The sequence below is a fragment of the Aurantiacibacter zhengii genome (genome assembly GCF_003584125.1).
GTDB classification, from domain to species: Bacteria; Pseudomonadota; Alphaproteobacteria; order Sphingomonadales; family Sphingomonadaceae; genus Alteraurantiacibacter; species Alteraurantiacibacter zhengii.
On the sequence record NZ_QXFL01000002.1, the window covers coordinates 106,986 to 131,876 of the forward strand.

The window sequence follows — 24,891 nt, forward strand, 5'->3', positions numbered from 1 at the left end:
CGCGGAGGGGACGATGGCCTATCTGACTCAGGACCAGCTCGACCGGATGGGATTTGCGGCGTTGGGCCGACACGTTCGCATCAGCGATCGCGCCTCGATCTACGATCCGGGCATGATGCGCCTGGGTGACTATTGCCGGGTGGACGATTTCTGCGTGCTGTCCGGCAAGCTCGAACTGGGGCGCAACATTCACATTGCCCCCTTCTGCCTTCTGGCAGGCGGAGAACCGGGCATCACGATGGCGGATTTCTCCGGTCTGGCTTACGGAGTGCAGGTTTTCTCGCAGTCCGACGACTACAGCGGCCGGACGATGACGAACCCCACGGTACCCGATGAATTCAAGCGGGAGACGAAGCGCGCCGTAACACTGGGGCGGCACGTGATCGTGGGCGCAGGAGCGATCGTTCTTCCGGGCGTCACACTGGCAGACGGCACTGCAATCGGGGCGCGCGCGCTGGTTTCCAAGTCCACACAGGAATGGTCGATCTATGCCGGCTCACCCGCACGCCGGGTAAAGGCTCGCCACAAGGATCTGCTGGAGCTGGAAAAGGAATATCTCGCCCAGTCTTCCAGCGCTCCGTCGAACCCGTGACCTCTCGGCCAAATTACCTGGTTCACGCGCCTGCCTGGAATCCGAACAGCGGCGGCAGCATCTTCCTGCACGGGCTGGTTCATGTTCTGAGATCGCTGGGAGAGGAGGCCTTCATCTGGCCGTGGTACCGCGATCCGGTGCCCGGGGCAGGAGGTGTGGCGAAATCCATCCTTCGCAAACCCTCCCTGCTATTCGGGAGTTCGCGGCATTTCCTGAACCGCCAACTCGATACGCCAGTCGCGCACCGGGACAATTTTCACCAAAACAGCATCGTTATCTATCCGGAGATACGCCTCGGCAATCCGATGGGCGCACGCAATGTCGTTCGCTGGCTGCTGTATAAGCCGGGGTTGCAGAACCCTTTCAAGTTCACGGCAGGGGAGATGTTTTTTCGCGCCGGGGCCATGTCGGACATACCTGAAATAACCGGCGGCGCGCAGGACCTGTATGTCTGGCAGCGCGATCCTGCATATCGCAACGAAAACCAGGCTGAACGCAAAGGGGCGTGCTACCTCGTTCGGAAAGGCGCTGCAAAAACCCGCATACCCGAGACTGCCAACGCCATTCGGATCGATGGCAAATCGCACGCGGAAATCGCCGCCATCTTCAATGCGTGCAAGACATTCTACTCGTACGATGAAGCCAGTTTGTACTCTCAGTTTGCAGCGGTGTGCGGCTGCGACAGCGTTGTGATCCCGGGACTGTTTGCAAGCCGGAACGAATGGACCGCACAGCACCCCATTGCACGCTACGGCGTAGCCTACGGGCTCGATGACCTCGACCACGCCCGCAAGACACGACACCTGGTCGACGGGCTTCTGGCCGAAAAGGAGGCAGAGGGGGTCGAAACCGTCAAACGCTTTATCACAGCCACGCAGGCTCGTTTCGGATGAAGCTCGGCGCCGGTATCAGAAACATCGCCGTCAACGGGCTTGGCGCCAGCGGACTTACCGCTGCCGAAACAGTAGTGCGTGCCGTGTATTTCGTCGTCATAACGCGGCTGCTTGGGCCGGACGGTTACGGCATCTTCAGCTGGGCCCTTGCCTTCTACGGCTTCATCCTGGCCGGGGCTTCCCTGGGGTTCGAGACGCTGGTCCCTTATGGCTATGGCAAAGGTCAGAAGGAAGGGGACGCGGAAGCCAGCCGGTTGTTCACCCTGCGGATGGCATGCTGCGCATGCGCGACGTTTGGCCTTCTGGTCTACGTTCTGGTTGCGGCGAAAGGTACCAGCGAGGCGCTGATGCTGCTGTTTGTAGCTCCCGCGCTGCTATTCCGCGGGGTCGCACTGCTCAACCGCAGCATTTTCACCGGCCGGATGGAAGTCATGCGCAACGTGCCCAATGTTCTCGTCGCGCGGGTGGTAGAACTGACAGTTGGCCTGCTGATGCTTGTCAATGGAGCCGGGATCGCTGCTTTGCTGGCGCTCCACTGGATCAGTTGGGCAATAGAAACGGCGCTGTCGTGGCGTACCATCAAGGGCCGCTACGACATTCGTTTGGCCATCCCTCGCTGGAAAGAGGCGCGCAGCCTGCTTCGCAAGGGAGTCCCCTTGGGACTTCACGACCTGGCCACAGGCTTTCTGATGGCCGCCCCACTGGTCCTCTACAAACCTTTGGCCCGCGACTTTTCCGAACTGGGCCAGGTGGGCATCGCCGTACAACTGTCAGGCTTTCTGCTGGCGGCTGGCTCTGCGTTCGTCGCCACGGCAGTTCCCGTGCTGGCACGCTCCCGCGCAGGCGGGGACAGCCGCGTCGCCAGTTACGGCTGGATCGTGGCAGCCATTTCCACCTCCGCCACGATTATCCTTGCCGGGGCGTGGCACATGATTTCGCCGGTGGTATTCGATACCTTCTTTGGTGCCGAATATGAACTTGGGCGGCAGTTGACGACCCTGACGATTGTCATTGCCGGCATCATCCTGCTGCCTCAGGGTTTTCTGCAGTTGTTGATGCTCGAGGACCAGTTTTCAAAGCCGCTGACGGCCAGCCTCGCTGCGTGTCTTGCCGTGCTGGCAGGCTTCACGGCCTTTCGGGCGGAGATCGGTCCGATGCTGGCCTTGCAGATCGTCATGGCATCCTGGCTGCTGCGAGCGGTGCTTATTATCGCACCGGGTTGGATATTGTCGCACAAGCTCGCGAGAATCTAGGCGAGCAGGAAAAACGGCATGTTTTTCAGTGCATTGTCGGCCAACATCCGGTTCTGCAAGAAGAACGCCTTGCGGCTCGCCCAGCTCATCTGCCCCAGCCGTGCGTAGTTTTGCAGAATGACCCTGTCCTGTTCGCCCAGTGCATCGCCATACCGGTTCACAAAGGCGCCGGCCTGCCTGCGCGTAGCCACCAGCAGTTTCCGCGACCGCCCAAGCGCCTCCCCCGCATTGCTTGCGACATAACGCAACTGGGACAGGGGATCGGCGGCGTTCGCGCCCAAGGTGTTGCCTCCATGCTGGCGATAGAGGATCGTCGCATGCGGCACCCAGACTAGCTTTCCCAGACCGGCCGCTACCAATCCCAGCCACCAGTCGTGCATGCTCGCTTGTGGCGGAACTGGAAGCGCCTTCGCGCGCAGGGCGGCATTGCCGAGCGATGCGCACCCGGTCACGGCATTGTGCATCATCACCTGGCGCAGCTCGCGCCCGCGGGGCAGGCGCGGCCTGCGAGAAAAATCGCGAAAGCTTTCGGCAATCAGGTTCAGACCGCCGTCCACCACGCGCAAATCCGAATAGGCCAGGATCGGCATGTCGGACCCGGCGCTGTCTTCTGCCGACTGGACGGCTCTCAGCATTATCGAAAGCTTTTCGGGCAACCACACGTCGTCCTGATCGCAGCAGGCGAAATAGGGCGCGTCGCTGATTTCCAGCAAAGTTGCAAAGTTCAGCGAGGCGCCCAGACCCGTTCGCCCGTCCTCGATTATTTCGACAGGTTGGGAAATGCCCTTGGCCCATTCGCGCACGATCGCCAGGGAATTGTCACTCGACCCGTCGTCGCGCACCAGCAAGCGCCAATCGTAATGGCTTTGCGCCGACAGTGAGGCCAGCTGTTCGGGCAGGAACCGCGCCCCGTTATACGTGGCCAGAAGGATGTCGATGCGGCTCATCGTTTCGCCGCCCTCTGCAGGACGCCGCGCCACTGTGCAACCAGCGCGGGGAAAGAGAACCGCTCGCACAGGTCGGCATGCAGATTGGCAGGCAAATCATCGCGCTCGCCGGAGAAGCGTTCCAGCGCTGCCAGCAGGGCATCCGGATCGTTGCCCGGGACCAGGTAGAGCCCTGCCCTGTCACCATCCGCGAGTTCCCTCATCGCCGGCGAAGCGCGCGTGATCAGGGGTTTGCCCGCCGCCAAGGCCTGGTAAACTTTGTTGGGGATCACCCGCGCAGCCTTGTCGCTGGTGCCGAATATTCCAAGGCAAACGTCAGCCTTCGCCATCAGCCCGGACAGGCGCTCGTAATCGACCCACGGAATGCGGGTGATGTGCGACGCTGGCTGGCGGGAAAGCGCCGCATCGATACGTGCCGCCTCCTGCCCCTGCCCCACGATTGTCCAGCGAAACTCGTGCCCCCGAGGATCGAGCGCGGCAGCAATGATGGTATCGATCCCGTGCAGCGGAATGAACTGGCCGTAGAACAGCACTTCGATGGGACCACCCCTATCCCCCGCGCCGGGATTGGCTGCGGGGAACACCTCTGCTTCTGCGCCGACCAGAACGGCATCCAGCTTTGCATCGGGCACGCCGTGCAGTTCGCCCATCAGCGCGGCATGGGCCTGCGTGTCCAGCACCACCCGGTCCGCGATCCTGCACGCCCGCCGTTCCATCCAACGCAGCGCCCGCGCTTTCCAGCCGCCTTCCGACGACGTTGCCCGGTCGCGCGCATAGGTGTCGTAAACCGACAGGAAGGCATCCCAGACCACTGTTTTTCCACGTACTTTCACCAGTGGAGCGAGCAGCAGCATGTCGAACAGGCCCATATAGCCGATCACCACAACGTCGTGCCGCCCTGCCATCAGATAGCGCGCCGCCAAGACCGGGTAGGCAATCAGCAGCCGGAAAACGATGCCCAGTCTTGCCGTCACGCCGGTCATAACCGACTTGTCTTCTACACCGTGCCAGATGCTGAAATGCAGTTCCTGCAACTGCGGATCGATCTGCCGCAGGGACTCGCGCAGCAGGCGCGTGCGCGGCTTGCCCAGGTCGTAGGTACCCAGCAGGACGACCCGCATCGCAGGATTATCGCTGTTCGTCACTGATCCGCATACCCTCGTAACCCGTGCCGAAAGCGATCCTAGGCGCACAAACTTAACCAGTTCTTCACCTAAATTCGCAAGAAGCGCTGTGTGGATAATCCGCCGAATTCTTGATGAAGACGGCATTGCTGGTTTTTTAGGGGGATTGCGAGGATGAGCGCATTCGGACGCAAGAGTGGCGCAGGCGGCATGGCCAAGGGTGCCCGTCCGAGCTTTGGCGTGGCAAAGCCCATGCGTGGCGGCGGCCCGGGCCAGGGTTCGAAGCCGGTCCCCGATGAACAGGGCGGTGAGCAGTTTCCGCCCGTCCCTTCCGAAGGAACGCCGGTAGACGCAGGCAACAACCGCCACGGCGACGCGATGAGCCGCCTGGCCGACCGCACGAACGCGACGCACAACAATGTCAGCGAGCTCGGCGGCTTCGAGGCTTCCGTTCACAAGATCAAGGAACAGGTGCTGCCGCGCCTGCTGGAACGCGTCGATCCCGAAGCAGCGGCCACGCTGACCAAGGAAGAACTTTCCGAAGAATTCCGCCCGATCATCATGGAAGTGCTGGCCGAGCTGAAGGTCACGCTGAACCGGCGCGAACAGTTCGCGCTGGAAAAGGTGCTGATCGACGAGCTGCTTGGCTTTGGTCCGCTGGAAGAGTTGCTGGGTGACCCCGACGTGTCCGACATCATGGTCAACGGGCCGGACCAGACCTACATCGAAAAGGGCGGCAAGCTGACCCTTGCCCCGATCAAGTTCCGCGACGAAAACCACCTGTTCCAGATCGCCCAGCGCATTGTGAACCAGGTTGGCCGCCGCGTCGACCAGACCACGCCGCTTGCCGACGCCCGTTTGAAGGACGGTTCACGTGTGAACGTGATTGTACCGCCGCTGTCGCTGCGCGGCACCGCGATCTCGATTCGTAAGTTCTCCGAAAAGCCCGTCACTCTCGACAACCTCAAGGGTTGGGGCTCGATGAACGACAAGATGTGTACCGCGCTGAAGATCGCAGGTGCCTGCCGCATGAATATCGTCATCTCCGGCGGTACGGGTTCGGGTAAGACGACCATGCTCAACGCCCTGTCGAAAATGATCGACCCGGGCGAGCGCGTGCTGACGATCGAGGACGCGGCCGAACTTCGCCTGCAACAGCCGCACTGGCTGCCGCTGGAAACGCGCCCGCCCAACCTCGAAGGCCAGGGCGCCATCACCATCGGTGACCTTGTGAAGAACGCCCTGCGTATGCGTCCTGACCGGATCATCCTGGGCGAAATTCGCGGCGCGGAGTGTTTCGACCTCCTCGCCGCCATGAACACCGGCCACGACGGCTCCATGTGTACGCTTCACGCCAACAGCCCGCGCGAATGCCTGGGCCGTATGGAGAACATGATCCTGATGGGCGACATCAAGATCCCCAAGGAAGCCATTTCGCGCCAAATTGCCGAGTCGGTGGACCTGATCGTGCAGGTGAAGCGCCTTCGCGACGGTTCGCGCCGCACTACCAACGTCACCGAGGTGATCGGCATGGAAGGCGACGTGATCGTGACGCAGGAACTGTTCAGCTTCGAGTATCTGGACGAAGGCGACGACGGCAAGATCATCGGCGAACACCGGTCCTCCGGCCTCCGCCCCTACACTTTGGAAAAGGCCCGCCAGTTCGGTTTCGACCAGGCCTATCTGGAAGCCTGCCTCTAGGCGCACAGCGCCTATCCGCGCAACCAGCCCACACAGGCGAAACCCAGCAAGGCAAAGCCTGCAAAGGCCGTCAGGGCGGCAATGTCGCGCCACGGCATTATGCCCACACGGTCGATGTCCTTGCGGGTGCGCCGCCTGCGGTCGCGCCAAGTGGCGAAGGCGGAAATTGCCAGCAGCGCACCGCCCCACAGGCCATACAGCGTCGCATCGCTGGCAAAGGTGATGAAGTCGGGCGTGTGCATCGCGAGCGCGCATATGGGAAACCTAGCGCACGCTAACAACGCTTGATCGCTTTTGCGTGAAGCCTATGGCGCCAGGCATGACTTCCCCTGCGCGCGACGATTCCAGCGACCGGCCCTTGCTGGCTCTGCTCATGCGCTTGGCGGGCGTCGCCGGTCTGGCCTTCATGGCAGCGCTGATAAAGCTGGCCTCCGATAGCGGTATCCATATTGCCGAGCTGATCTTCTGGCGCCAGCTCGTCTCGGTCCCGATCCTGCTGGCCTGGGCCATGCTGGCTGGCGGCATCGTGAAGGAGCTTTCGACCAGCAGACCGGGCAAACACGGCACCCGCGCCCTGTTCGGCATCGTGGGCATGGTGTTGAATTTCGGCGGCGTGATCCTGTTACCCTTGGCAGAGGCGACCACGCTGGGTTTCACCGCGCCGATGTTCGCGGTGCTGCTATCCATCGTTCTGCTGAAGGAAAGCGTCGGCATCTGGCGCTGGTCCGCCGTCGCTGCGGGCTTTGCCGGTATCCTCATCATTTCACAGCCGGGCGGCGGGCACCTGCCCCTGTTCGGCGCAGCCGTGGCGCTGGGCGGAGCCTTCATGATCGCGCTTATCGCCATCCAGCTTCGCGACCTTTCTCGCACCGAAACCCCACTGACGATCGTGTTCTGGTTCGCCGCCTGCTCTTCCGTAGTGGCTTTCCCCTTCATGCTCATCGTCCACGAACCGCTGTCGGCCTATCAGTGGGGTCTGGTGATAGGGATCGGCGTTGCGGGGACGTGGGGACAGGTCATGATCACGGCGGCACTGCGCTTCGGCAAGGTGTCGAGCGTGATCGTGATGGACTATTCCAGCATCGTCTGGGCTACCCTTTACGGATGGCTGTTCTTCGCCAACCTGCCCGCCGTAACCACCTGGATCGGCGCGCCCCTGGTTGTGCTGGCGGGATTGATCATCAGCTGGCGCGAACACGTACTGGCGCGCAGGGCCTTCGTGGATCAGAGGCAGGCCACAGGAACCTGAAGCCCCTCGATAGGTTTCTATCCCAATGGCCTGCCCATGCAGGCATGGAAGAAGGAACGATCGATGACCCGCAAGATCATTCTGGCACTCGCTGCCAGCGTCATGGCCCTGACAGCCACTGCCTGCAACACCGTTCGCGGCGTGGGTGAGGATCTTGAATCCGCAGCCGACGGCGTTGACGACGCAACCTGACCTGGTTGCGCTTCTCGACGATAGTGTAGGAGCCCCCGCCAATGCGTAAATTAGTCACAGCAGTAACCGCCGCAGTGTTCGCCCTGTCGGCCGCCGCCTGCAACACCATCGAAGGTGCGGGCGAAGACATCGAATCCGTCGGCGAGGAAGTCGACGAAGAAATCTGATGCCGATTACCCTTTAAGGGTCGCAAGGTGCCCGTCGACTGGCGTCGGCGGGCATTTTACGTTTTGCGATACACCAGCGTCAGGTTGTTGGCGGGCATCTGGTATCGCGCCGTCCGACGCAAACCGTTCTCCCCTGCCAGCCTGTCCAGCCATGCTGCATCACGCAGCCCCCATTCCGGATTGCGGGAATTGAGACTGACATCGAAATCCAGGTTGGATTGGGTCGTTTCCAGTTCCGCCTCCAGAAACGGACCGTAGATCAGCAGCGGGGCTTCCTTGCCGAGCGAGCGCCCAGCGGCGGCGAACAGCCCCTCGGTTGCAGAGGGCGGACTTATATGGGTCATGTTGACGCACAAGACGGCATCCACACTTGCGACGGGCCAATCGGCTTCGCTTGCGTCCAGTCGCAAGGGCGGCAGCAGGTTCGCGGGGCCCTGCTCGTCACGCCATGCGGCGATGGAGGCGATCGCATCGGGGTCGGGGTCGGTTGGCTGCCACTGCCACTGCGGAAATGCCCGCGACAGAAACGTAGCGTGTTCTCCCGTGCCGGCAGCGATCTCCAGCAGCAGGCCGCCGCGGTCAGGCAGTTCCGCCTTCAGCACGTCGCGTATTGGCTCGCGGTTGCGCTCGGTCGCCGGGGCGTATTTCTTCGTCATGCCTTCCACCGTGCGCCCTTGCGCGCTCTGCCCTCGCGAATGATGAACCACAGCACCAGGCCAGCTGGCCCGGCCATGAAGGTCAGCAGCAGGACAGGCGCCTGCAACCAGCGCGAGAAGCTCTTCTGGTCGGCATCCTTGGCGATCCAGAGACCGGCGAACAGGTCAAGCGCAAGGTAATGTATCCACCCCACCGTAACGCCGCCATCGGACATGAAGATACCGCGAACGCCCTCGATAGAGGTAAAACTGGCCGATCCCCCGCCTTCCACGGCCCCCGAGTCGACAAAACCGCCCGTCACTAACACCAGCAGAACAGCGTAGGCGAGACTTAGCAGCCCGATCCCGGCGTAGAATATGGCGCTTTGCACGAAAGGTCCGCGCGGCAGGACGATCAGCGCCGCCCAGCACGCCATGGCCCACAGGTTGGCCAATCCGAATAGGCTATCCCACATCGCTCTTGTCCCTTCGTTGCTGCAACACGTTCCGGCGGCAGCCGGAGCGCTATTCAACCGGCCTGCAAATCCGCTTTGCCGGCAAGCGCCCGCCGAAAATCACGTGCGAGCCGGATAAGCGACGCATGCTCGTGCACGAACTGCCCGCCCGCTTTCTGCCCCGTGCAGGCAATGGCGGCATCGGCGATGTCCTCTGCCTTGATGGAGCGGAATTTCTCTTTCGAACCGTGCAGGAAAAGGTCGCCCAGCGGCGCAGCGACCTGCCCCAGCTTCTCCATCGGGCGCGGATCGTTCTGTCGCCGTCCGCGCAAAAGTCCGGGACGGAGAATATCGAGCCGCCTCAGCTTGAGCGCGCGCAAGTCCTTCTCTGCCTCGCCCTTCACTTGGAGATAGGAATTGCGCGAAAAGGGGTCTGCGCCCACTGAGGAAACCTGCACGAAATTGCGCACGCCGGCAGCCTTGGCCGCCTTGCCCACTTCCACCACAAGATCGTGATCGATCTCGCGAAACGCGCTCTTGCTGCCAGCCTTCTTATGCGTGGTACCCAAGGCGCTGATAATCGCATCGGGTTCAAGCTGGGTGATGATGCCCGGCCATTCCCCGCTGTCGGCCAGCACCAGTTCCATGCGCACCCCGGCGGGAAACGGTATCTCGCGCCTTGCAAGGCCCTGCAAGGTCACGTCGGCGAGATCGGGCGAGCGTGCGATGATGGTGCGGCCGATGAGGCCGGTCGCCCCCACCAGCAGGATGCGCCGCACGTCAGACATTCGATAACCCTTCCGGCCTTTCGCCATAGATGCGCGCATACTGGTTGATGGCGAAGCGATCGGTCATGCCGGCGATGTAATCAGCGATATGCCGCGCCCGCTCGGGTTCGGATGCGGGCAGGGTCTCGCTCCAGCCGGAATTCATCAACGCGGGGTCCTGGTCGTAGGCGGCGTAGAGGCGGGCAATTACGCTGCGTGCCGCTTGCGCCGTGCGGTTCTGCGCCTCGTGGTGGTAAAGGTTGGCATACATGAAGGCCTTGAGCGACCGTTCCTGCTGCGCCATTGCAGGCGAAAAGGTCGCCAGCGCGCAGCCAGCGCTGCGCACCTGTGCGATGCTGTCGATGCCCTGCAGATTGGCGCGGGTCGTTTCCAGCAGATCGTTCACCATCACTCCAATCTGCGTGCGGACCATTTCGCGCAACTGTTCATCCCGGCGGGCATTGGGAAAGCGTTTTTCGATATCGCGCCACAGGTCGGCGATGAAATCCAGTTCCAGCAGCTGATCGAGCTGCAGGAAGCCTGCGCGCAGGCCATCGTCGATGTCGTGATTGTCGTAAGCGATATCGTCTGCCAGCGCCGCCACCTGCGCCTCCAGCGATGGCCAGCGCTGCAATTCCAGCGGGAAAGCCGCGTCGAGTTCGGCCAGCGCCCAGCCCGGCTGCGATACCGGACCGTTATGCTTTGCGAGCCCTTCGAGGGTTTCCCAAGTCAGGTTCAGTCCGGGGCAATCGCAATAGGGCGTGTCGAGCCGCATGACCGTGCGCAAGGCGTGTTCGTTGTGATCGAAACCGCCGCGCGGGGCGAGCGACGCGTTCAGCGCATCCTCGCCGGGGTGGCCGAAGGGCGGGTGGCCCAGATCATGGCTGAGACACAGTGCCTCGGTCAGGTCTTCGTCCAGCCCCAGCGCGCGGGCGATGACCCGCCCGATCTGCGCGACTTCCAGGCTGTGGGTAAGGCGTACGCGGTAGTGATCGCCGTCAGGGGCGACGAAGACCTGAGTCTTTCCCGCCAAGCGGCGAAAGGCGATGGAATGGATGATCCTGTCCCGGTCACGCTGGAACGCACCGCGCGGACCGCGCGCGCCATGGCCGGGTTGATCGAATTCACGACCGCGGGAGTTCGCGGGATCGGCAGCATAGGGCGCGCGGGACATGGCTGCTGGCTAGGTGAGCGCAGGCAGGCAGGCAACGGGAACAGCGCGGGAACGCTGCGAATTTGGCGCAGCCGAACGCCGATTATCCGCTGATTATTCGCCGATGATCCATTCTGCCGCAGCATCGGCATGAATGCCGGTGCAATCGTAGACGGGCAGGATATTGGCGTCCACGTCCACCACAAGCTGCAATTCCGTGCAGGCAAGGATAACCGCCTGCGCGCCGTCCTTCTGAAGGTTGGTGAACATGGATCGCAGGGACCTTTGGGCATCCTTCGTGGCCTTGCCCAGCATCAGCTCTTCGTAAATGATGCGGTCCAGTTCATCGACATATCCCATGTCGGGCGGCAGCAGGTCCACTCCGTGCGATACCAGGCGACGGCGATAGAAGCTCTCGGTCATCACGTTGCGTGTGCCGATCAGCGCGGCGCGCTCGATGCCGTCGGCCTTCATCTTTTCGCCCACGCATTCCGCGATGTGCAGGATCGGCGTCGCCACGCGGGCTTCCACATCGCGATACACCTTGTGCATGGAATTGGCGCCGATCACGATCATTTCCGCGCCGGCATCGGCCAGGCGCTGCGCGCTGTCGGCGATGACGTTGGTTGCGTTTTCCCAGTCTTCCTTGCTCTGGGCACGATAGACACGCGAGAAATCCAGGCTCTCTATCAGCATCGGGGCGGACGCAGTCGCGCCCACCTGCCGCTGTACGATGCGATTGATGCGTTCGTAATAGGTGCGGGTCGAAACCCAGCTCATGCCGCCAATTAGGCCAAGTTTGCGCAAGATCAGTTGCCCCCAATGTGTGCAAGGCGCGGTCGTGCCAACCTGCGCCGTCCCCGGAACGAGCCACTGTCATGACTTGTTCCGGGTGACGGTCAGGTTAACGCCCCTCAGCGCCTGCCGATCGGGTCCGGCTGATTGTCGCGGTCGTTCCCGGCATAGCCGTCTACCCGCAGCGTTCCGCCGGTAGCCAGCAGCACGCCCGCAGCGTGCGGCGCGGCCATGGAGGTTCCGCTGATGGTGTTGTAACCGCCGTCTTTCCAGGTCGATGGAATTCCGGCACCCGGCTCTGCCCAGTCGACGGGCGCACCGTAGTTCGACCAGCTGGTAAGGTTGTCGTTCTGATCGATCGCGCTGATCGTGTAGACCCGGCTGCCGCTGGCGCTGGCGGGCGAGTAATTCGCCGAATTCGCGCCATCGTTGCCAGCGGCGACGACCATGTGCACGCCCCTTGCCGCTGCTGCCTCTACCGCGGCGTTCAGGGCCGCGTTGGCTCCGCCGCCAAGGCTCATGTTGGCGACATCGCCGTTCCCGGCAGCACCGGCAACGTAATCGACGCCCGCGATGATGTCGGAATACGAACCGCTACCGCGCCGGTCCAGAACCCTCACGGCCACCACAGGAGCACCTGCGGCCACGCCGATCACACCGATGCTGTTGTTCTTCGCGGCAATGGTGCCCGCCACGTGCGTGCCGTGGCCGTTCTCGTCATCGGCACCCCTGCGGCTGCCGGTGAAATCACGGCTGCGCCCCGTGTCCACATTCAGATCCGGGTGATCGAGGTCGATCCCGCTGTCGAGCACCCATGCCCGGCGTGTCAGGCTGGAGGCGTCCACCGCGCCGCCTACGCGGGTGATACCCCAGGGTGTCTGCTGCCCGCTGCCACTCCCGCCATCACTGCCGCCCCCGCCGGGGCCACGGCCCGGAGGCGGGGCAAGGCTGACGACCTCGTCCTGCACGCAGAAGGAGATGTGCGGATTTGCGCGTTCCATGTTGGCGATGCCGCGCGCCGATGCGCGCAGGGCAAAACCGTGGATCGAGTTCTGGTAGGTATGCAGCACCTGGCCGCCCTGGGCATTGGCCGCGCGGTTGGCAGCGGCAGTCACCTGCCCGCGGCGCACGACGTTCGCATTGAACACGCAGATATATTGCCCGGCGATAGGCCCGTCTGCCTGCGCCGCGCCGCGTTGCGCACTCGCCGGCGCACCCATGGCGACAGCGGCTGCCACACTGGCCAGCGCCAGCGTCTTCACGAATTTCATAAGTCCCACTCCACATCCAAAGCGACCCCGATCGGGTTCGGGTATCATGTCGCACGGATTTGGGGTGTCAAATCAACTAGTCGCGAAATCCACTCGTTTCGAACGCACCAGTCGAGGAAACTGGTTAATCGCGAAAGGATTGGGGCTCTTCCTCAATCCATTGCCTTCACGATTTCCTCGACCATCTTCTTCGCGTCGGACAGCAGCATCATCGTCTGGTCCATGTAGAACACGTCGTTGTCGACGCCTGCGTAGCCGACGCCGCCCATGCTACGCTTGATGAAGAAGACCTGCTTGGCCTTGTCCACGTCGAACACGGGCATGCCGTAGATGGGGCTGGACTTGTCGGTCTTCGCCGCCGGATTCACCACGTCATTCGCGCCGATGATGAAGGCTACGTCCGCCTGCGCGAACTCGGAGTTGATGTCCTCCAGCTCGAACACCTTGTCGTATTCCACGCTGGCTTCGGCCAGCAGCACGTTCATGTGCCCCGGCATGCGCCCTGCCACGGGGTGGATGGCGTACTTCACCTCCACGCCCTTGGCTTCCAGCACATCGGCCATTTCGCGAAGGGCGTGCTGCGCCTGCGCCACGGCCATGCCATATCCGGGAATGATGATGACCCTTTCCGCCTGTTCCAGCATGTAGGCCGCATCCGCCGCGCTCCCCTGCTTGTAGGGGCGCTGCTCGCGCGGCTCGCCCTTGCCCCCGCCGCTGTCATCGGCGCCAAAGCCGCCCGCGATCACGGAGATGAAGCTGCGGTTCATGGCGCGGCACATGATGTAGGACAGGATCGCGCCGGACGAACCGACCAGCGCGCCGGTGATGATCATCGCCGTGTTGCCCAGCGTGAAGCCCATCGCGGCTGCCGCCCAGCCGGAATATGAGTTCAGCATGGAAACCACGACCGGCATGTCCGCGCCGCCGATGGGGATGATCAGCAGGAAGCCGATGACGAAGGCGAGCACCGTCACCGCCACGATCAGCGGCATGGTGTCGCCGGGCCCTGCAAGGGCGAACAGCGCGGTCAGCACGATGATCGCGCCCAGCACGCCCAGGTTGATGACGTGACGACCGGGCAGCATGATAGGCGATCCGCTCATCTTGCCCGACAGTTTGGCAAAGGCGATCACGGAACCCGAAAAGGTGATGGCACCGATAGCGATGCCGAGGCCCATCTCGATCTTGCTCACCGCGCCGATGCTGCCATCGCCGGTCAGCAATCCGAAAGCACCCGGATTGAGGTAGGCCGCCCAGCCAACCAGCACGGCGGCAAGGCCCACCAGCGAGTGAAAGCCCGCCACAAGTTCAGGCATCGCGGTCATGGCGATCTTGCGGGCGATGGTGACGCCGATGATACCACCCAGGAAAATGGCAATGCCGATTTCCACGATGTTGGCGATGTCGTGCGTCACCAGCGTGGTAATGACGGCAATCGCCATGCCGATCATGCCGTTGCGATTGCCCGCGCGGCTGGTTGCCGGGCTGGAAAGCCCGCGCAGCGCCAGAATGAAGAACACGCCTGCAATGAGGTACGCGAGCATCGCCCAGGCCGGGGTGCCGCCGCCGTGCGCTGCGGCATCGGCCGCGGGAGCGAGGAAGGACATCATGCTCACTTATCCTTCTTCTTGTACATCGCGAGCATCCGCTCGGTAACGGCGAAGCCGCCGAAGATATTCACGCTGGCCAGCACCACGGCCGCCAGCCCCAGCCACTTGGCCACATCGCTTCCCGCTTCCGCCGCAGCTATCAGACCGCCCACGATAATCACCGAGGAAATCGCGTTGGTCACCGCCATGAGCGGCGTGTGCAAAGCGGGGGTAACCGACCAGACCACGTAATAGCCGACGAAACACGCCAGCACGAAGATCGAGAGGATTGATATGAAGTCCATTATCAGGCGCCCCCTTCAGCGCTCTCGGTAGCAGTCATCCACCGGCCAAGGTTCTTACCGCCAAGATAGGCGACAATCGCGACCAGAATCAGCACGATGACGAACACCACCACGATGCCCTTCCCCTTCACGACGCTTCGCTTAGTCGCGGGTTCACTACCTCGCCGCCCCTGGTGAGCCGGATGGCATTGCCGATCTCTTCATCGAGGACCGGCTTGTTCGCTTCCTTGTCCCAGAAAGCGTTGAGGAAATTGAACAGGTTGCGGCTGAACAGCGCGCTGGAATCCGCGGGCAGGTGCGCGGGCGTGTTGGAAAAGCCCATGATTGTCACGCCGTGCTTCTCGACCAGCTGGTCGGGCACGGAACCTTCCACGTTGCCGCCCTGCGCCACGGCAAGATCGAAGATCACGCTGCCCTGCTTCATGCTGGCGATCTGCGCATCGCTGACCAGCCGGGGCGCAGCCCGTCCGGGAATAAGCGCGGTGGTGATGACGATGTCCTGCTTGGCAATGTGGTTTGTCACCATTTCCGCCTGAGCTGCCTTCTGCTCATCGGTCAGCTCGGCCGCGTAGCCGCCCTCGCCCGATGCTTCGAGGCCTTCGGCGAACACCGGCTTGCCGCCAAGGCTCTTGATCTGCTCTGCGGTTTCGGGGCGCACGTCGGTCGCGGAAACCTGCGCGCCCAGGCGCTTCGCCGTGGCGATGGCCTGCAGGCCGGCAACGCCAACGCCCATTACGAACACCTTGGCAGCCGAAACCGTGCCGGCTGCCGTCATCATCATCGGGAACGCGCGGCCATATTGGTCCGCCGCCGCGATCACCGCCTTGTATCCAGCAAGATTGGACTGGCTAGAGAGCACGTCCATGCTCTGCGCACGGGTGATGCGCGGCATGAATTCCAGCGACAGCGCCTCGAAGCCAGCCTTCGCATAAGCATCTACGCGCTCGCGCTGGCCGAAGGGGTCGAATGTCGCTGCCACCCAGGCACCCGGCTTCGCGCCGGAGAGCGCGGCGACATCAGGCGCCTGTACGCCCATCACCATGTCGGCATCGGCGACCACCTTGGCCACCGGACCGACCTCGGCTCCCGCCTCGGCATAAGCGGCGTCGGAGATAGATGCGGCTTCGCCAGCGCCCTCCTCCACTGCCAGGCTCGCACCCAGGGCAGCGAGCTTCTTGACCGTTTCGGGCGTGGCAGCGACGCGGGTCTCACCCGCAGCGCGCTCTTTCAGAACCGCAATTTTCATCCCCCCGCGCTGTGCCTCAGGCGATCAGGATGATGACGATAAGAGCGATGACGCTGATCAGCGGCACCGACCACTTGAGGGTGCCGATAAAGCTTTCGTAAGTGCCCTTGGCCGCCTTCATGTCGTGCGGGTTGCTCATTGTATGCCTTCCCTGTGGGGTTTGAACTGTTGCCCGATGTCCTATCGCCGGTTTCCCGCCCGCTCAAGAGCACAAAGCGAAAGAACGGCCTTAATCGCCTCTTTACCCCGCACTGCTAGGCCCGTCGTTCGACAACCGGCGAGCGCCGGGGCCAGGGATAAGTTGCGCATGGTAGAGCCTGAACAGCGGCTGCTGATGCTTATTGAAAACGATCCGGCACAAAGCCGGCTGATCGGCGCGCTGGCGGGCCGTGAAGGCTGGCGCGTGCTGAGCGTGGACGATAGCGAGAAAGCCATAGCCACGCTGGGCACCCGCCAGGGTATGCAGCTTTCCGCTATTATCCTCGACCAAGGCGTGCCAGGCGATCGCGCCTGCGAACTGATCGCCGAACTGAAAGAGCGCCGCCCAGCCCTGCCCATCGTGATGCTGACGTCCAGCACCAGCCCGCAACTGGCCGTAGAGGCAATGCGTGCAGGCGTGACCGATTACCTCGTAAGGCCTGTCTCGCCCGACCGGCTGATGCAGGCCCTGCGCAATTCCACCACCCGCGAGGCACCCGGCGACGAACTCATCCCGCTGTCGGAAAAGATGACCTCGCAGCTCGATTTCGACACGATGGTCGGCACCGCGCCCGCCTTCCGCGATGCGCTGGCCAAGGCTGCCAAGGCGGCGCGCGGTCACGGCAATGTCCTGATCGAAGGCGAAAGCGGCACCGGCAAGGAAATGCTGGTGCGCGCGATGCATGCAGCCAGCCCGCGCGCGAAGACCAGTTTCCGCATGATCAACATCGCAGGCGTTTCGGCAAACAGCCTCGAATCGCAGCTGTTCGGACATGAAAAGGGCGCTTTCGCGGGGGCTTTCGACCAGCAGGTGGGCGCATTCCAGCAATGCGATGGCGGCACTCTTGTGCTGGACGAGATCGACCGGCTCTCGCTGGAGGTGCAGGACAGGCTCGTGAGCGTGCTGGAATCCGGCAGCGTCAGACCGCTGGGCGCGCAGTACGGTTTCAAGGTTGACGTGCGTGTAATCGCGGCCAGCAATCTTCCGCTTGCCGACCTGGTGGCGGCCGGCCATTTCCGGGGTGAATTGCTGGAATACCTCGCGCGAACCTACATCGAACTGCCGCCCCTGCGAGAGCGCGACCGCGATATCGGCGCGCTGGCGCGATATTTCCTCCACCAGATCGGCCAGCAGCCGGGTTTACGCCCGCTCGGTATCACCGGCGATGCGCTGCGCCTGCTGGGCGCATTCGAATGGCCAGGCAACGTGCGACAGTTGCAGGCGGTACTGTTCCGCGCGGCGGTGTTCTGCGATGGCGACGCGCTGACCGCGGACGACTTTCCGCAACTGCGCGAGATCATCGGCGAGACCGAACAGCCCGTGCGCAACGGCCCGATCCGTGAGAGCGCCGGGGTGCAGCTTTATACCGGCGACGGCAACCTGCGCCCGCTGGAGGATATAGAGGCCGATGTCATACGTCTCGCCATCGGTCATTACCGTGGCCGCATGACGGAAGTCGCGCGGCGTCTGGGTATCGGCCGCTCCACACTCTATCGCAAACTGAGCGATCTGGGGATCGACAACGCCGCTTAGGCGAACATTGTCGAAACCCGCAGATTTCTGCGGAACTACCGCGCTACTGGGGCGCTTCCCCAGTATGCTCGACTTTCGATCCGCAATCGCCCTCGCGGCAATGGGACTGGCCCTCGGTTCCTGCGGCGACGGGGGGCCGACCGCCAGCGAGCCCGAACCTCTGGTTACGAACCACAAGTCCGACACCGGTCTGCAGGAGGCCGACCTTGGGCCCCTTACTTACCAGTTCGATCCGACCACGTTGACCGCGGCCGATGTGGAGATCGCGATCCCGCCCGAATACGAGGCAAACCAGCTGGCCACGAAGCTTATCCCGCGCGAACGCGCCCGGCTGCTGGGGCAGATGGCCTGCACATACGGCCAGTCGGGCCAGACCAGCGAATGCAATGCCGCCCAGGAGATCGGGCTGGCCATCGCCTATCTGCCACGCCCGGTCGCCGAATATCGCCAGGCGTTCGAGAACGAGCGCCTCGATCGCGTCGAACTTGACGGGGTCGACGGGTTCTCCTTCACCGCGCAGGCCGAAGGTTCGGGCATGGAGTACCATTTCTTCGGGCTGGAGGACCGCACGATCCTCCTCGCCCGGCAATTCGACGGCTCAATCGCTCCCGGTGCCGAAGAGGCGATGGAAGATGTGATTCGCAGCCTTGCCAAGTCCCTCCACCGCCGAACCGACACCGCGGGCTGAGGCCTGCCTAATCCGCCAACATCGCGAAGTCGGTCAGCGCCGCATCGCGCAGCCCGCGCCACACGTTGCGCGCCTGCACGGTCTCCGCGACGTCGTGAACACGCAGCAGCTGCACCCCTGCATCCATGCCCAGTTGCGCAATAGCCAATGATCCGCCCAGCCGCTTGTGCGCGGGCGCCTCGTTCGAGAGCGCGCCGATCATCCGCTTGCGGCTGGCCCCCAGTAGGAGCGGCTGACCCAGCGCGTGGAAGAGGGGGAGCGCATTGAGCAACGCGAGGTTATCGCTGAGCGACTTGCCGAAGCCGATACCGGGATCGAGCACGATCCTTTCGCGCGCTATTCCCGCATTCAGCGCCCGGTCGCGCGCGCCTTTCAGGAAGTCGAAGACGTCGAACACGACGCTGGTATAGTCCGGCCCAGCGTGCAGGTCCTCCCCGTTACCGGGCGCATGCATCAGCACCACCGGAGCGCCTGACGAGGCAGCGAATTCAAGGCTGCGCGGATCATAGCGCAGTGCCGAGACATCGTTGATCACATGCGCCCCTGCCGCCAGCGCCGCTTCCATCACTGCCGGGCGGCGCGTGTCGATGCTGACCGCCGCGCCCATCCCGGCGCAATGACGCACGGCGGGTTCGACCCGTTGGATCTCCTCGCCTTCCCACACCTCCTTCGCGCCCGGCCGCGTACTTTCGCCGCCCACGTCGATGATTGCCGCGCCGGCCTCGTGCATGGCGGCGGCCTGCGCCTGCATGGCCTCGGCATTGTCCATGAACTCACCACCATCGCTGAAGCTGTCGGGCGTGACGTTGAGGATGCCCATGACCTGCGGCTGGTCGAGCCTTACGGTGCGTTCGCCCAGTTGCAGCGCGGTGTGCGCCATGCGCAGATTCGCCCACTGCGCCTCCCCTTCAGCGCCCACCTCTTCGGGCAGCCCGGCGAGCACATCGTCGATGGTCGATTTCGTGGCGACGTGGCGTTCGATCACCTGGCCATTGCGGCGCAGCATCACCGCGAACTCGCGCGCATAGACCATGCCGCCTGCCAGCCGCACCGCCTCGCCCTCCACGGCCTGCGGGCCGGGCACGAAGGTCAGCGGCTGGATGTAGATCTGGTCGGCCATTCAGATACCCTCGTCATTTCCAACTAATGTGGAACACATGGAACAGTGTCCTGGGGTGGAAAATCGCCCCTCTGTCAGCCTTGTAAAGCACACCCGCAACAGCGGGAAACCTGGCGTTGATCGGGAAGGCATTGGTCATGCCAGCCATCTGCACCGCCGCACTCCAGGTAGGAAACCTTAGTCTTCCGCCGCCAGCAGGTACAGGCCGCGTGCAGCGTCGATGGGTTTCACCTCCCCGCCAGCCTCGTAATGCCAGAACGTCCAGCCGTTGCAGCTGGGCGCGTCCTGCAATGTCTTGCCCACGTGGTGGATGGAACCGCTTTCCTTGCCGCATTCGATGGAGCCATCGGCGCGCACCGTGGCCTTCCAGCGGCGTTTCTTGTCGAAAATCTCGGTGCCCGGTTTCAGCAAGCCCGCTTCCACCACCGCGCCAAAGGCGACGCGCGGCTGGGTCTTGCGGCTCTGCATCGTGGTGATCGCGCTTTCATCCAGCGGCAGCTCCTTCTCGATCCGGGCGCGCGCCACCTTGCGGTAGCTTTCCTCGCGCTCGCAGCCGATCCATTCGCGGCCCAGCCGCTTGGCAATCGCGCCAGTCGTGCCGGTGCCAAAGAACGGATCGAGCACCACGTCGCCCGCCTCCGTCGTTGCCAGCAGCACGCGGTAAAGCAGCGCCTCGGGCTTTTGCGTGGGGTGGGCCTTGTGCCCTTCTTCGTCTTTCAACCTTTCGCCGCCAGAGCAAATGGGGAAGGTCCAGTCGCTGCGCATCTGCAATTCATCGTTCAGCGTCTTCATCGCGCGATAATTGAACTGGTAGCGCGCCTTTTCGCCCTGGCTCGCCCAGATCAGCGTTTCGTGGGCATTGGTGAACCGGGTGCCGCGGAAATTGGGCATGGGATTGGTCTTGCGCCACACGATGTCGTTCAGGATCCAGAAGCCCAGATCCTGCAGGATCGCGCCCACGCGGTAGATATTGTGATAGCTGCCGATCACCCACAGCGCGCCGTCGGGCTTTAGCACGCGGCGACACTCGGCCAGCCACGCACGGGTAAAGGCGTCGTAAGTGCCGAAGCTGTCGAACCGGTCCCACTCGTCCGTCACGGCATCGACGTGGCTGCCATCGGGGCGGTTCAGATCGCCGCCCAGTTGCAGGTTGTAGGGCGGATCGGCGAAGACCAGGTCCACGCTGTTATCGGGCAACTGCCGCATGGCTGCCACGCAGTCGCCATCGAGGATCTGCCCCAGCGGCAGGTCCGCCTTGTCGACTGCGGGAGCCTTTCCCTTGCGCACGCGCGGCGCGGTGCGGAGTTTCGTCATTTCGCCCATGAACAGAGTATCCCTCACTTATCCACAGGGGTGTGAGTCCTCACGAGTCCCGGGTCAAGCGGCAATTTGGTCGCACTATCAGGATCCTGAGAGAGAACGAAAAGAGTCCGTCACAAGATGTTGAGTCCCCTGCCCTTTGCAGGACTCGATATGGTGGGGTGTGGCCAAGAGGACTCACCGGTGGCACAACGGTGCGAACAGGGGGGTTTTCTATGGCACTGGAAGTGATCGCAGCAGGGCTTGGCCGCAATGCCACGTTCTCGATGAAATTCGCACTGGAGCATCTGGGGTTCGGCCCGTGCCACCACATGAGCGAGGTTTTCGCCGATGGCCGCAGGCAGGTGCCGTTGTGGATTGCGGCGGGCCAGGGCAATCCCGACTGGGATGCAATTTTCGAGGGGTTTCGCTCCTCCAGCGACTACCCTTCTGCGACCTACTGGCGAGAGCTGGCGGATTACTATCCCGATGCCAAGGTGGTTCTGACCACGCGCGAACCCCATAGCTGGTTCGATTCCGTCAGCGAGACGATCTTTGCTCCCAGGATGCAGGATTCGCTGAAGGGTACGCCGGTGGAAGTGATGATGAACGGGGTGATCTTCGATCATTTCGATGGGGGCGATATCACCGACCGCGCATTCATGACCGACTGGTACGTGAAGCGGAACCAGCAGGTGGTCGACGCCCTGCCGCCTGAGCGGCTGCTGGAATTTCATCCGAAGATGGGCTGGCAACCGCTCTGCGACTTCCTGGGCGTCGACGTGCCCGATGTGCCCTTCCCCCGGGTAAACAGTCGCGATGAACTGGGTGCCGCGAGTGACGAGATGGGCGGTATCCCCGCCGATCCGGACGCGGCGGAACGTTTCGGCAGGGAATACATCGCGCAGTTGAAGGCAAAGGCCTTCGGCTAGGCGGAGGGGCGGGAGTCAGATTTCGGGATCGACGCCGGTCAGCTCGACCGACTTGTCCCACAGGCGCGCGGCCAGCTCCTCGTCTTGTGCCCGCTTGCTTTGCACGGCCCTGCCGGAGGTCTTTCCGCGCGTTTCCTTGAAACCGTAGGGGCCGTAATAGTCGCCGCCCTGCGCCGAAGGATCGGTAGCGGCCTGCAGCGCGGGCAACGCGCCCTCTTCCGAGGTGTTGAGCACCGCGCCCACGACGGACGAGAAAATCTTCCCGCCCGTCAGGTGACGGGTCAGCTCGCTCGCCGCGATGCCGGGGTGGCTGGCCAGCGCCACGCCCTTGGAACCTGCCTTGCGCAACCGGCGATCCAGTTCGTTGGCGAACAGCAGGTTGGCAAGCTTGCTCTGGCCGTAGAACTTCGTCTTTTCATAACCCTTGCTGCCGTCGAGATTGTCGAAATCGATGTCGGCGTTGCGGTGGGCAATGCTGGACTGCATCACCACGCGGCCGCCGTCGCCCTCCGCCAGCTTGTCCAGCAGCAGGGACGTGAAGGCGAAGTGGCCAAGGTGGTTCACAGCGAACTGAAGCTCGCAGCCCGCCGTGGCGGTGGAGAACGGGGGCATCATCACGCCGGCATTGTTCACCAGCATGTCGATCCGCTCTTCCTTCCTGGCGGTTTCTGCCGCCTCGCGCACGGTGGCGAGATTGGCAAGGTCGAGGTGCAGGTATTCGGTCTCTCCGCCCTGTTCGCGACCGCCGTCGATCCGGGCGATGGCCTCTGCTGCCTTGTCGCCATCACGGCAGGCCAGCAGCACGCGGGCGCCCTTGGCAGCCAGAGCGCGTGCAATCTCGAACCCGATACCGGTGTTGGCACCGGTGACCACGGCTGTACGACCCTGCTGGATCGGAATATCGCCGAATGTGAAACTCATCAGAACATCTCCATTTGCGCGACCGGCGCGAAGCTGCGGCGGTGCAGCGGCGTCGGTCCGTATGTTCGCAATGCTTCGAGATGCTCTTTCGATCCGTAACCCTTGTTCCGCTCCCACCCGTAGTGCGGGTGTTCCCGTGCAGCTTCGGCCATCAGGCGGTCGCGGTATTCCTTGGCGATGATGCTGGCAGCGCCAATGCAGGCCTCTTTCCCGTCGCCGCCCACGATGGGCCGCGCGGGCCAGCGCCATTCGGCGCAGCGACCCGCCGGGGTGAGATTGCCATCGATCAGCGCTTCCAGCCGGTCCTGCCCCAGCGCGGCGCACAGGTTCTGCATGGCAAGGCTCATCGCCAGCATGGTAGCACCGAAGATGTTGAGCCGGTCGATGCCCTCCACATCCACCACACCGATACCGAAGGCGCAGCGGCGCCGGATTGCGCGCTCGGCTTCCGCCCGCGCCCTGGCGCTCATCACCTTGGAATCGCCTACCCCCTTTGGCCTCGGTTTACAGAGCACCACCGCAGCGGCCACAACCGGCCCCGCAAGCGGTCCGCGCCCGGCCTCGTCAACACCGGCGACTAGCGGACCAGGTGCCAGTGTGGCACAAAATTCGTTCGAAGGAGTTCCCGAGAGCATGCGATACAAAATCCTGACCGCCATCATATTGCCCGCTGCCGCGCTCGCAAGCTGCAACAGCGCCGCAACCGGGGATACCGCCCCCTCACCCTCGTCTACGGAAATGCAGAGCGGGGTGCCCGTGGGCGGCGAACGGGTGGAAGTCCAGTCCCAGTCGCCGTTCGACGTCGCCAGTTACGGCGCATTCGATGAGCCTTGGGCCCTGGCCCTCGAACCGGGAACAGGCGTGATCTTCATGACCGAGAAGCCGGGCACGATGAAGTTCTTCGATCCCGCCAGCGGTCGCATGGGCACCGTCAGCGGCATGCCCTCGGTCGCTTATGAAGGACAGGGCGGCCTGGGTTCGCTCGCCTTTGCGCCGGACTACGAAACGAATGACATGATTTACCTCTCGTGGGCCAAGCAGGACGGCGAAGGCACGAAGGCCGTGGTCGGACGCGGCACGCTGGTGTGCGAGCAGGCCGATGCCTGCTCCGTCGACGGCCTTACCGAGATCTGGGAACAGAGCCAGACCATGCCGCGCCCGGGCCACTATTCACACCGGATCGCATTCTCGCCCGATGGGCAATACCTGTTCGTCTCCAGCGGAGACCGACAGGCGCAAACACCCGCGCAGGACCTGTCGAACAACCTTGGCACCGTGGTGCGCCTGAACCTCGACGGTACGCCCGCCGCGGGCAATCCCTTCGCCGACCGGGGCAGCCCGACGGACCAGATCTGGACCTACGGCCAGCGCAACATGCTGGGCTTGGAGTTCGATTCCTCCGGCAACCTTTGGGCGCTGGAACATGGCCCGGCAGGCGGTGACGAGCTCAACCTGGTGAAGCGCGGCAGCAACTATGGCTGGCCGGAGCGTTCGAATGGCGAAAATTACGATGGCACGCCGATTCCGGATCACTCGCCGGACGATGGCTTTGCCAAACCCGCGATTGGCTGGAACCCGGTAATCGCGCCGGGCGGCATGGTGTTCTACCAGGGCGGCATGTTTGCCGACTGGCAGGGCCAGCTCCTGATCGCCAACCTGCGCACCCAGTCGATCAGCCGGGTGACGGTAAATGCCGCCGCAAATTCCGCCGACGAGGCTGCGCGCTACGAAATGCCCGGCCGCCTGCGCGATATCGCCGTGGCGCCCGACGGTGCAATCTGGGTGATCGAGGACGGCGAAAACGGTCGCCTGCTGCGGCTCACGCCGAAAGAATAGGCAAAGGTAACGCGCGAAACATTTGCGCC

Annotated in this window: 29 protein-coding genes; 11 read left to right on the forward strand and 18 right to left on the reverse strand. The window is 63.3% G+C overall.

Annotation, left to right across the window (positions count from 1 at the left end):
• Positions 1-13: 13 nt before the first annotated feature.
• From D2V07_RS04240 to D2V07_RS04250, 3 genes are read left to right on the forward strand one after another with little or no spacing between them, the layout of a single operon-like run.
• The gene (locus D2V07_RS04240; RefSeq protein WP_119585106.1) at positions 14-592 is read left to right on the forward strand and encodes an acyltransferase; all 579 of its coding nucleotides are present in this window, start codon (positions 14-16) and stop codon (positions 590-592) included.
• A complete protein-coding gene (locus D2V07_RS04245) occupies positions 589-1,485 on the forward strand; it encodes a hypothetical protein (RefSeq protein ID WP_119585108.1) in 897 nt (298 codons plus the stop codon). The genes D2V07_RS04240 and D2V07_RS04245 overlap by 4 nt, the downstream gene beginning before the upstream one ends.
• The gene (locus tag D2V07_RS04250) at positions 1,482-2,738 is read left to right on the forward strand and encodes an oligosaccharide flippase family protein (RefSeq protein WP_119585110.1); all 1,257 of its coding nucleotides are present in this window, start codon (positions 1,482-1,484) and stop codon (positions 2,736-2,738) included. Before D2V07_RS04245 ends, D2V07_RS04250 begins: the two co-directional genes overlap by 4 nt.
• On the opposite strand, the gene D2V07_RS04255 is transcribed toward D2V07_RS04250, so the two are convergent.
• Complete coding sequence (locus tag D2V07_RS04255; RefSeq protein WP_147366906.1) at positions 2,735-3,685, reverse strand: glycosyltransferase family 2 protein; 951 nt, start codon at positions 3,683-3,685, stop codon at positions 2,735-2,737. The two genes, D2V07_RS04250 and D2V07_RS04255, sit on opposite strands and share 4 nt — an antisense overlap.
• The gene (locus D2V07_RS04260; protein ID WP_158586763.1) at positions 3,682-4,830 is read right to left on the reverse strand and encodes a glycosyltransferase; all 1,149 of its coding nucleotides are present in this window, start codon (positions 4,828-4,830) and stop codon (positions 3,682-3,684) included. Before D2V07_RS04260 ends, D2V07_RS04255 begins: the two co-directional genes overlap by 4 nt.
• Positions 4,831-4,983: 153 nt before the next feature.
• On the opposite strand from D2V07_RS04260, the gene D2V07_RS04265 reads away from it, so the two are divergent.
• On the forward strand, positions 4,984-6,510 hold the full coding sequence (locus D2V07_RS04265; protein WP_119585116.1) for a CpaF family protein: 1,527 nt from the start codon (positions 4,984-4,986) through the stop codon (positions 6,508-6,510).
• Positions 6,511-6,521: 11 nt separating this feature from the next.
• Here the strand turns inward: D2V07_RS04265 and D2V07_RS04270 are convergent, their stop codons facing one another.
• A complete protein-coding gene (locus tag D2V07_RS04270; protein ID WP_119585118.1) occupies positions 6,522-6,752 on the reverse strand; it encodes a hypothetical protein in 231 nt (76 codons plus the stop codon).
• Between the two features lie 77 nt (positions 6,753-6,829).
• Here D2V07_RS04270 and D2V07_RS04275 point away from each other — a divergent pair, with 77 nt between their 5' ends.
• The 3 genes from D2V07_RS04275 to D2V07_RS04285 all read left to right on the forward strand — a co-directional run bounded on the left by D2V07_RS04275 (position 6,830) and on the right by D2V07_RS04285 (position 8,118).
• A complete protein-coding gene (locus D2V07_RS04275) occupies positions 6,830-7,759 on the forward strand; it encodes a DMT family transporter (protein WP_119585120.1) in 930 nt (309 codons plus the stop codon).
• A gap of 63 nt (positions 7,760-7,822) precedes the next feature.
• Positions 7,823-7,951, forward strand: coding sequence for an entericidin A/B family lipoprotein (locus D2V07_RS18675; protein WP_119586041.1), 129 nt, complete (start codon positions 7,823-7,825; stop codon positions 7,949-7,951).
• 41 nt (positions 7,952-7,992) lie between these two features.
• Positions 7,993-8,118, forward strand: coding sequence for an entericidin A/B family lipoprotein (locus D2V07_RS04285; RefSeq protein ID WP_119585122.1), 126 nt, complete (start codon positions 7,993-7,995; stop codon positions 8,116-8,118).
• A 56-nt stretch (positions 8,119-8,174) separates the two neighbouring features.
• Here the strand turns inward: D2V07_RS04285 and D2V07_RS04290 are convergent, their stop codons facing one another.
• From D2V07_RS04290 to D2V07_RS18980, 11 genes are all read right to left on the reverse strand, one after another.
• Positions 8,175-8,774 carry a DUF938 domain-containing protein gene (locus D2V07_RS04290; protein WP_119586043.1) on the reverse strand — a complete coding sequence of 200 codons (600 nt, stop codon included), beginning with the start codon at positions 8,772-8,774 and terminating at the stop codon, positions 8,175-8,177.
• Positions 8,771-9,229, reverse strand: a complete 459-nt coding sequence (locus D2V07_RS04295; protein ID WP_119585124.1) for an ABA4-like family protein — start codon at positions 9,227-9,229, stop codon at positions 8,771-8,773. The genes D2V07_RS04290 and D2V07_RS04295 overlap by 4 nt, the downstream gene beginning before the upstream one ends.
• Positions 9,230-9,282: 53 nt before the next feature.
• Positions 9,283-9,996, reverse strand: coding sequence for an NAD(P)H-binding protein (locus D2V07_RS04300; protein ID WP_119585126.1), 714 nt, complete (start codon positions 9,994-9,996; stop codon positions 9,283-9,285).
• The gene (locus tag D2V07_RS04305) at positions 9,989-11,149 is read right to left on the reverse strand and encodes a deoxyguanosinetriphosphate triphosphohydrolase (RefSeq protein ID WP_119585128.1); all 1,161 of its coding nucleotides are present in this window, start codon (positions 11,147-11,149) and stop codon (positions 9,989-9,991) included. Before D2V07_RS04305 ends, D2V07_RS04300 begins: the two co-directional genes overlap by 8 nt.
• Positions 11,150-11,242: 93 nt before the next feature.
• Positions 11,243-11,935, reverse strand: coding sequence for an aspartate/glutamate racemase family protein (locus D2V07_RS04310; RefSeq protein WP_119585130.1), 693 nt, complete (start codon positions 11,933-11,935; stop codon positions 11,243-11,245).
• 107 nt (positions 11,936-12,042) lie between these two features.
• Positions 12,043-13,194, reverse strand: coding sequence for a S8 family serine peptidase (locus tag D2V07_RS04315; protein ID WP_199698728.1), 1,152 nt, complete (start codon positions 13,192-13,194; stop codon positions 12,043-12,045).
• A 152-nt stretch (positions 13,195-13,346) separates the two neighbouring features.
• A complete protein-coding gene (locus tag D2V07_RS04320) occupies positions 13,347-14,804 on the reverse strand; it encodes an NAD(P)(+) transhydrogenase (Re/Si-specific) subunit beta (RefSeq protein ID WP_407641578.1) in 1,458 nt (485 codons plus the stop codon).
• Between the two features lie 2 nt (positions 14,805-14,806).
• Complete coding sequence (locus tag D2V07_RS04325) at positions 14,807-15,088, reverse strand: NAD(P) transhydrogenase subunit alpha (RefSeq protein ID WP_119585132.1); 282 nt, start codon at positions 15,086-15,088, stop codon at positions 14,807-14,809.
• A 2-nt stretch (positions 15,089-15,090) separates the two neighbouring features.
• The gene (locus D2V07_RS18975; protein ID WP_267899735.1) at positions 15,091-15,219 is read right to left on the reverse strand and encodes a hypothetical protein; all 129 of its coding nucleotides are present in this window, start codon (positions 15,217-15,219) and stop codon (positions 15,091-15,093) included.
• Entirely contained in the window at positions 15,216-16,334 is a 1,119-nt protein-coding gene (locus D2V07_RS04330; RefSeq protein ID WP_119585134.1) for an NAD(P) transhydrogenase subunit alpha, read from the reverse strand. The genes D2V07_RS18975 and D2V07_RS04330 overlap by 4 nt, the downstream gene beginning before the upstream one ends.
• Before the next feature lie 16 nt (positions 16,335-16,350).
• A complete protein-coding gene (locus D2V07_RS18980; protein ID WP_267899736.1) occupies positions 16,351-16,473 on the reverse strand; it encodes a hypothetical protein in 123 nt (40 codons plus the stop codon).
• Between the two features lie 168 nt (positions 16,474-16,641).
• Between D2V07_RS18980 and D2V07_RS04335 the strand changes: the two genes are divergently transcribed.
• Positions 16,642-18,066, forward strand: coding sequence for a sigma-54-dependent transcriptional regulator (locus D2V07_RS04335; protein WP_119585136.1), 1,425 nt, complete (start codon positions 16,642-16,644; stop codon positions 18,064-18,066).
• A gap of 100 nt (positions 18,067-18,166) precedes the next feature.
• Positions 18,167-18,754, forward strand: a complete 588-nt coding sequence (locus D2V07_RS04340) for a hypothetical protein (RefSeq protein ID WP_119585138.1) — start codon at positions 18,167-18,169, stop codon at positions 18,752-18,754.
• Between the two features lie 7 nt (positions 18,755-18,761).
• On the opposite strand, the gene folP is transcribed toward D2V07_RS04340, so the two are convergent.
• Positions 18,762-19,874, reverse strand: coding sequence for a dihydropteroate synthase (gene folP, locus D2V07_RS04345; protein WP_119585140.1), 1,113 nt, complete (start codon positions 19,872-19,874; stop codon positions 18,762-18,764).
• A 177-nt stretch (positions 19,875-20,051) separates the two neighbouring features.
• Entirely contained in the window at positions 20,052-21,188 is a 1,137-nt protein-coding gene (locus tag D2V07_RS04350; RefSeq protein WP_119586048.1) for a site-specific DNA-methyltransferase, read from the reverse strand.
• Between the two features lie 221 nt (positions 21,189-21,409).
• Between D2V07_RS04350 and D2V07_RS04355 the strand changes: the two genes are divergently transcribed.
• Entirely contained in the window at positions 21,410-22,105 is a 696-nt protein-coding gene (locus D2V07_RS04355; protein WP_119585142.1) for a sulfotransferase family protein, read from the forward strand.
• A gap of 15 nt (positions 22,106-22,120) precedes the next feature.
• On the opposite strand, the gene D2V07_RS04360 is transcribed toward D2V07_RS04355, so the two are convergent.
• Positions 22,121-23,026 (reverse strand): oxidoreductase, encoded by a 906-nt coding sequence (locus D2V07_RS04360; protein WP_119585144.1) that lies wholly within the window; start codon positions 23,024-23,026, stop codon positions 22,121-22,123.
• A complete protein-coding gene (locus D2V07_RS04365) occupies positions 23,026-23,661 on the reverse strand; it encodes a ribonuclease HII (RefSeq protein ID WP_119585146.1) in 636 nt (211 codons plus the stop codon). Before D2V07_RS04365 ends, D2V07_RS04360 begins: the two co-directional genes overlap by 1 nt.
• On the opposite strand from D2V07_RS04365, the gene D2V07_RS04370 reads away from it, so the two are divergent.
• Positions 23,660-24,862 (forward strand): PQQ-dependent sugar dehydrogenase, encoded by a 1,203-nt coding sequence (locus D2V07_RS04370; protein ID WP_119585148.1) that lies wholly within the window; start codon positions 23,660-23,662, stop codon positions 24,860-24,862. The two genes, D2V07_RS04365 and D2V07_RS04370, sit on opposite strands and share 2 nt — an antisense overlap.
• The last annotated feature ends 29 nt before the right edge of the window (positions 24,863-24,891 follow it).

Excerpts from the sequence above, each read along its gene's own strand:
- folP (WP_119585140.1), bottom strand. The coding sequence starts at position 19,874 with ATGGCCGACCAGATCTACATCCAGCCGCTGACCTTCGTGCCCGGCCCG.
- D2V07_RS04325 (WP_119585132.1), bottom strand. The coding sequence starts at position 15,088 with ATGGACTTCATATCAATCCTCTCGATCTTCGTGCTGGCGTGTTTCGTC.
- D2V07_RS04295 (WP_119585124.1), bottom strand. The coding sequence starts at position 9,229 with ATGTGGGATAGCCTATTCGGATTGGCCAACCTGTGGGCCATGGCGTGC.
- D2V07_RS04365 (WP_119585146.1), bottom strand. The coding sequence starts at position 23,661 with ATGCTCTCGGGAACTCCTTCGAACGAATTTTGTGCCACACTGGCACCT.
- D2V07_RS04240 (WP_119585106.1), top strand. The coding sequence starts at position 14 with ATGGCCTATCTGACTCAGGACCAGCTCGACCGGATGGGATTTGCGGCG.
- D2V07_RS04265 (WP_119585116.1), top strand. The coding sequence starts at position 4,984 with ATGAGCGCATTCGGACGCAAGAGTGGCGCAGGCGGCATGGCCAAGGGT.
- D2V07_RS04305 (WP_119585128.1), bottom strand. The coding sequence starts at position 11,149 with ATGTCCCGCGCGCCCTATGCTGCCGATCCCGCGAACTCCCGCGGTCGT.
- D2V07_RS04275 (WP_119585120.1), top strand. The coding sequence starts at position 6,830 with ATGACTTCCCCTGCGCGCGACGATTCCAGCGACCGGCCCTTGCTGGCT.
- D2V07_RS04255 (WP_147366906.1), bottom strand. The coding sequence starts at position 3,685 with ATGAGCCGCATCGACATCCTTCTGGCCACGTATAACGGGGCGCGGTTC.
- D2V07_RS04315 (WP_199698728.1), bottom strand. The coding sequence starts at position 13,194 with ATGAAATTCGTGAAGACGCTGGCGCTGGCCAGTGTGGCAGCCGCTGTC.
- D2V07_RS04250 (WP_119585110.1), top strand. The coding sequence starts at position 1,482 with ATGAAGCTCGGCGCCGGTATCAGAAACATCGCCGTCAACGGGCTTGGC.
- D2V07_RS04355 (WP_119585142.1), top strand. The coding sequence starts at position 21,410 with ATGGCACTGGAAGTGATCGCAGCAGGGCTTGGCCGCAATGCCACGTTC.
- D2V07_RS04330 (WP_119585134.1), bottom strand. The coding sequence starts at position 16,334 with ATGAAAATTGCGGTTCTGAAAGAGCGCGCTGCGGGTGAGACCCGCGTC.
- D2V07_RS18980 (WP_267899736.1), bottom strand. The coding sequence starts at position 16,473 with ATGAGCAACCCGCACGACATGAAGGCGGCCAAGGGCACTTACGAAAGC.
- D2V07_RS18675 (WP_119586041.1), top strand. The coding sequence starts at position 7,823 with ATGACCCGCAAGATCATTCTGGCACTCGCTGCCAGCGTCATGGCCCTG.
- D2V07_RS04340 (WP_119585138.1), top strand. The coding sequence starts at position 18,167 with ATGGGACTGGCCCTCGGTTCCTGCGGCGACGGGGGGCCGACCGCCAGC.
- D2V07_RS04360 (WP_119585144.1), bottom strand. The coding sequence starts at position 23,026 with ATGAGTTTCACATTCGGCGATATTCCGATCCAGCAGGGTCGTACAGCC.
- D2V07_RS04270 (WP_119585118.1), bottom strand. The coding sequence starts at position 6,752 with ATGCACACGCCCGACTTCATCACCTTTGCCAGCGATGCGACGCTGTAT.
- D2V07_RS04290 (WP_119586043.1), bottom strand. The coding sequence starts at position 8,774 with ATGACGAAGAAATACGCCCCGGCGACCGAGCGCAACCGCGAGCCAATA.
- D2V07_RS04335 (WP_119585136.1), top strand. The coding sequence starts at position 16,642 with ATGGTAGAGCCTGAACAGCGGCTGCTGATGCTTATTGAAAACGATCCG.
- D2V07_RS04370 (WP_119585148.1), top strand. The coding sequence starts at position 23,660 with ATGCGATACAAAATCCTGACCGCCATCATATTGCCCGCTGCCGCGCTC.
- D2V07_RS04285 (WP_119585122.1), top strand. The coding sequence starts at position 7,993 with ATGCGTAAATTAGTCACAGCAGTAACCGCCGCAGTGTTCGCCCTGTCG.
- D2V07_RS04300 (WP_119585126.1), bottom strand. The coding sequence starts at position 9,996 with ATGTCTGACGTGCGGCGCATCCTGCTGGTGGGGGCGACCGGCCTCATC.
- D2V07_RS04320 (WP_407641578.1), bottom strand. The coding sequence starts at position 14,804 with ATGATGTCCTTCCTCGCTCCCGCGGCCGATGCCGCAGCGCACGGCGGC.
- D2V07_RS04350 (WP_119586048.1), bottom strand. The coding sequence starts at position 21,188 with ATGACGAAACTCCGCACCGCGCCGCGCGTGCGCAAGGGAAAGGCTCCC.